The organism is Frateuria sp. (assembly GCF_035695185.1).
In the GTDB taxonomy this organism is placed as follows: Bacteria; Pseudomonadota; Gammaproteobacteria; order Xanthomonadales; family Rhodanobacteraceae; genus Frateuria_A.
Window position 1 is genome coordinate 1 of sequence record NZ_DASSES010000031.1, and the last position, 5,214, is coordinate 5,214.

Sequence of the window (5,214 nt, forward strand, 5' to 3'; positions counted from 1 at the left end):
CACACCCGCCGCGCCTCCCTGCGCGACGGGTGCCTTCATGCCTTCCACGGCAAACGGGTCGATATCATCGGTGTTCATGATGCGATCTCCTCAGTGGATGCCCATCACCAGCCCCAACAGCAGGGCGCCCAGGGCGAGCGCCACGCGCAGGGGCTCGAAATGGTGCAGCTCGGCGTTGGGGTCGAGCTTGGTGGTGGTGTTGCCCATGGCATCTCTCCGCTGACGGCTCCATGGAACCGCCCGGCCGGGCGTGCGTGGCGACAGCGAGCGGGCAGCGCGCGGGCCGAATCGGGCAAAACGCAGGCAGCCGCCTCGCGCGCCTTGCGTCGCGGCGGTGTGCATAGCACGCTGCGCGCCACCACAGGGAGAGAAGCCATGGGCCGCAGCATCGCCATCGTCGAGGACGAACCGCTCATCCGCGCCAACTACGTCGAAGCACTCACCCGCTTCGGCTACGACACGCGCGGTTACGGCTCGCGGCAGGAGGCCTCCACTGCCTTCGGCATCAAGCTGCCGGAACTGGTGATCATCGACATCGGCCTGGGCGACGAACCGGAAGGCGGCTTCGACCTGTGCCGAGAGCTGCGCGCAAAGTCGGCCACGCTGCCGATCATCTTCCTCACCGCGCGCGATTCGGATTTCGACGTGATCTCGGGTCTGCGCCTGGGCGCCGACGACTATCTGTCCAAGGACACCAGCCTGCACCAGCTGGCAGCGCGGATCGCGGCGCTGTTCCGGCGGATCGAGTCGCTCAAGGCGCCCGCCTCCAGCGAGACGGTGATCGCGCACGGGCCGCTCAAGCTCGAATCGGAACGCATGCGCGTGACCTGGAACGACGTGGAGATTCCTCTGACCGTCACCGAGTTCTGGATGGTGCACACGCTGGTGCGCTTCCCGGGCCACGTGAAGAACCGCGACCAGCTGATGCGCGAGGCCGAATTGGTGGTGGACGACGCCACCATCACTTCGCACATCAAGCGCATCCGCAAGAAATTCGTGGCGGTCGCGCCCGACTTCGACGCCATCGAGACCGTGCACGGCGTGGGTTACCGGTGGAAGCCGTGAGGCAACTGCTCGGCAGCTTGCTGATGGTCTGCGCCGGCGGTGCCGTGGCCGCCGACGTCCCGGGCGAGGCGATCGCGCGGGGCCGGCCGGACGGCGACGTGCCCGGCTGGACCATCCGTGCGCCCGCCCCGGCGGGCTGGACGGCCGATTGCTGCACCTACGCCCGCGGCGTCGGCGTCGATCTGGTCATCTACCACGGCGAATGGACCGGTGAGCCCGACCGGGTGATGGTGCTGAACGTGTGGCCGCGCAAGCTCGCCAGCCTGGATGCCGAGCTCGATGCCGACCGCAGGCACTACCTGCAGCGCGACCCGGCCGCGAAGGTGGGTCGCTTTCCCGTGCACCATCGCGGCATGCCGTGCGAAGCGCAGGTGTTCGAAGGCAGCGACCAGGTCGACGACGCGGTGGTCTTCTGCGATCCGGGCAAGGCCTCGGGCGTTCGCCTGAGCTGGTCGGTGAGCTTCAGGGACACCGATCCCCGACGTGCTGCGCTGCTCGATGCCTTCATGCGCGTCGCGATCGGCACCCGCTACCAGGCGGCCGCGCGCTAGTCCGCGGCGCCGCTCTCCCCAGGCTCACGCGATGAACCTGCGCCACAAGCTGCTGCTGGTTGCCCTGTGCACGCTGGCCCTGCCGGTGGCCGGCTGGCTGTACGTGCGGCAGATGGAAACCCTGTTGCGCGAGGGCCAGGCGCAGGCGCTGACGGCTTCGGCGCACGCCGTGGCGCGCAGCCTGGTGGCCACCGGCGCCCCGTTGCCGCGCGAGCCGCACGGTTGGTACGTACAGCAGGCCACCACACCCATCACCATCGACGGCTATGGCGACGACTGGGCACCGCTGACACCCTGGAGCCAGCCGCTGGGTCCGCGCGGCAGCGTGCTGCTGGCCGAGGATGCCGACGGGCTCTACCTCTACGTGCAGCAGCGCGGGACCAGGCGGGTCCGCGCCGACGCCGACGACCCGGGCGCCTTGCATGCCGACCACCTGGTGCTCGAGCTGGAGCGCGGCGACACCCGCCTGCGCTACCTGCTGGCCAGTGCGGCGCCGGGCACCTTCACCGCGCGCCTGCTCGATCCACCGGTCGCCGCCTGGCCGGACCGCCTGGTCGGCCAGTGGCAGGAGGACGGCGGCGGCTGGCGCCTGGAACTGCGGTTGCCCCGCCCATTGCTCGTGGACCGGCTCGGTCTGGGCCTGTACGAGGCTTCGGCCGGTGGCGACCCGCTGGCCGTCGAGGCTCGGCCGCTCTGGCACTACTCACCGGCACTGGCACAGGAACTGGCCCGCCTGGCGCCGGAAGACACCCGCGCCCGCGTGCTGGCACCGACCGGCTGGCTGTTGGCGCAGAGCGGGCGCCTGCAGGCTGCCGGTCCGCAGCCGGGTTGGTTCGCCGCACTGGTCTACCGCGCCCTGCTGGCCGCCCCGGTCGAGGACGCCGCGCCCTGGGCACAGGACAGCCCGCGCCTGGAGCTGCCGGAGATCGCCCGGGCCCGCACCGGCGAGCCGGCCACCGTCTGGCGTGATGGCGAGACGCGCGCCAGCGTCGTGCTGGCCGCCGCCGTGCCGATCGGGGCGCCCGGCCACGTGCGCGGCGTGCTGCTGCTCGAGCAGGCCAGCACCACCGTGCCGCTGCTGGCCAACCGCGCGCTGCTCACTTTGCTGCTGACCAGCTTCGGCGTGCTGCTGGTGGCCGGCGGCATCCTGCTGTGGTTCGCCACGCGCCTGAGCCTGCGCCTGGGCCGCCTGCGCGACGCCGCCGAACGCGCGCAGCTGGCCGATGGACGGCTGGATGGCCTGTTCGCCCAGGGCCGCTTCCCGCTTACTGCGGCGCCGGACGAGATCGGCGATTTGGCGCGCAGCTTCGAGCGCCTGTTCGAAGCCATCGGCGGCTACACCGACTATCTGCGCACGCTGGCCTCCAAGCTGTCGCACGAGCTCAACACGCCGCTGGCCATCGTCAAGAGTTCGCTGGACAACCTCGAGCACGCGCTCGAGGCGCACGCCGCGCTGCCGCCGGAGGCGCGGCCCTACCTGGCCCGCGCCCGCGACGGCGTGGCGCGGCTGGGCACGCTGGTGCGCGCGATGAGCGAGGCCAGCCGGATGGAACGCGCGATCGCCGCCGCCGAGGCCGAGGACGTGGACCTGCGCGAAGTGGTGCGCGGTTGCGCCGAGGCGTATCGCCCGCTGATCGGCAACCGCACGCTCGCCTGCGAACTGCCGGCGGCGGCGCTGCCGATGCACTGTGCCCCGGAGCTGATCGCCCAGGCGCTGGACAAGCTGCTGGACAACGCGCTCTCGTTCACCCCGGCCGACGGCTGGTTGCGCCTGTCGCTGGCAGCGCGCGACGACGGCGCCGAGGTCACACTTGCCAACCAGGGCCCGCCGCTGCCTGCCGCGATGCAGGCGCGCCTGTTCGACTCGCTGGTCAGCCTGCGCGACAAGGCCACGCCGGGCGATGCGCCTCACCTGGGGCTGGGACTCTACGTGGTGCGCCTGGTCGCCGAGCGCCACGGCGGCTCCGCCGGCGCGTGCAACCTGGACGACGGCAGTGGCGTCGCCTTTACCCTGCGGCTGCGCAACATGCCGCGCCAGCGGCTGGGCGCTGGCTGACTGCCCGGCGCGAGGCCTAGCGGCAATCGGCCGGCAGGTAGCGCGGGTCGATGTCGGGACTCTGGCAGGTCCAGACGATCACGCCGTCGCGGCCTTCGGCAACCAGTGCCAGTTGCCTGCCACGCAAGGGGGCAGCCGCGTTGCCGGCGAAGGTGGCGACCAGCGCCGTGCCCTCACCGGCCGCCAGCACCTGGACGCCGGCGAGGCTGCCGCTGGCGTAGGCCTCCGCTTCCATCAGGCCCGCCTGGGTATTGTCCTGCGGCCAGGCGCGGTGGCGGCCGATCGCATCGAGCACCTGCTGCTTGAGCGGTTCGGCCTGGGCCAGCGCGCTCACCACCTGCGAGCGCACGACATAGGCCTGGTAGGCGGGCAGCGCGATTGCCGCCACGATGGCGGCGAAGGGCACGGTCATGAACACCCAGAACACGCCCTTGGGCGGGCTGGACCGGGTCTGGCCGGTCTGTTGCCAGCGGGCCAGCCAGGTCAACTGCCCCTGCAGGTAAAGCGTGTTGAAGAAGAACAGCGTGATGCCGCCGATCTGCACCGGCACGCGGTAGGCGGCCATTACGCGACGGATCGATCCGGCCATGGCGAAGTACGCGCCCAGGAAGAGCCCCACGTAGGCCAGTTCCAGCAGCCAGCCGAAGCGTTCCATGGCGGTCGCGGGAGCGGCTTCGTCGGCCGGAGCGCCGGCCGCCGTCAGGAAGTAGCCGACGAAGTAACAGGTCAGCGCCGCGCCCAGCATGGACCTGGCGCGGCTGTCCGGGTCGATCCGGCGGACCCAGTTGGCCTGGATGAATGGCCAGACGAGGGCGAAGATGCCCAGGGTGACCACGCTGAGCAGGAACACCCAGCCCCAGTGCAGCGAAGGCGGTGTCGGCAGGGCGGCGCGGTCGGCCGCTTCCCGGTGCCACTGCCCGGCGCCCCGGTCCGCCAGGCCCGGCATCGTATCGGTACGTTCCATGTTTTTCCCCCTGTCCCGGCGGCAGGTTAAGCGGGCGCCTGGGGGACCGCAAGCGACCGTGTCCGGCGGCGGATGGACTGCTATCGTGATGGGCCGCTCCCTATCGAACCCGAGCCCGTGATCTCCCGAGACCAATTCGACGCGCTGGCCAGCCAGGGTCATACGCGCATTCCGCTGGTGCGCGAGGTGTTCTCCGACCTCGACACGCCGCTTTCGGTATACCTGAAGCTTGCCGACGGCCCGTACACCTTTCTGTTCGAATCGGTCGAGGGCGGGGCCACCTGGGGCCGCTACTCGATCATCGGCCTGCCGGCCCGGCGCGTGTACCGCCTGCGCGGGCACGCGCTGGAAGTGGAGGATGCCGGCGAGATCGTCGAGCGCCGCCATCTCGATGATCCGCTGGGCGAGATCGAGACGCTCCGCGCGCAGTATTCGGTACCGCGCCTGCCCGAGCTGCCGGCCTTCACCGGCGGCCTGGTCGGCTACTTCGGCTTCGAGACGATCGGCTACATCGAGCCGCGCCTGGCGCAGTGGGACCGCCCCGACGAGCTGGGCACGCCCGACGTGCTGCTGATGCT

At 71.1% G+C, this 5,214-nt stretch carries 4 protein-coding genes and 1 pseudogene; 4 read left to right on the top strand and 1 reads right to left on the bottom strand.

The genetic code is table 11. The annotated features are described in order from the left end of the window. Nucleotides 1-375: 375 nt before the first annotated feature. The 3 genes from pdsR to VFH59_RS02265 are packed head-to-tail and all read left to right on the top strand — an operon-like array spanning nucleotide 376 to nucleotide 3,672. Nucleotides 376-1,065 carry a proteobacterial dedicated sortase system response regulator gene (gene pdsR / locus VFH59_RS02255; RefSeq protein ID WP_325163263.1) on the top strand — a complete coding sequence of 230 codons (690 nt, stop codon included), beginning with the start codon at nucleotides 376-378 and terminating at the stop codon, nucleotides 1,063-1,065. Next, nucleotides 1,062-1,616: a hypothetical protein gene (locus VFH59_RS02260; RefSeq protein WP_325163264.1), complete on the top strand. Its 555-nt coding sequence runs from the start codon at nucleotides 1,062-1,064 to the stop codon at nucleotides 1,614-1,616. The genes pdsR and VFH59_RS02260 overlap by 4 nt, the downstream gene beginning before the upstream one ends. A gap of 31 nt (nucleotides 1,617-1,647) precedes the next feature. Next, a complete protein-coding gene (locus VFH59_RS02265; RefSeq protein WP_325163266.1) occupies nucleotides 1,648-3,672 on the top strand; it encodes an ATP-binding protein in 2,025 nt (674 codons plus the stop codon). Between the two features lie 16 nt (nucleotides 3,673-3,688). On the opposite strand, the gene VFH59_RS02270 is transcribed toward VFH59_RS02265, so the two are convergent. Then, nucleotides 3,689-4,636, bottom strand: a complete 948-nt coding sequence (locus VFH59_RS02270) for a pilin (protein ID WP_325163267.1) — start codon at nucleotides 4,634-4,636, stop codon at nucleotides 3,689-3,691. 117 nt (nucleotides 4,637-4,753) lie between these two features. On the opposite strand from VFH59_RS02270, the pseudogene VFH59_RS02275 reads away from it, so the two are divergent. Continuing rightward, a pseudogene (locus VFH59_RS02275) lies at nucleotides 4,754-5,214 on the top strand (anthranilate synthase component I); the annotation flags it as partial.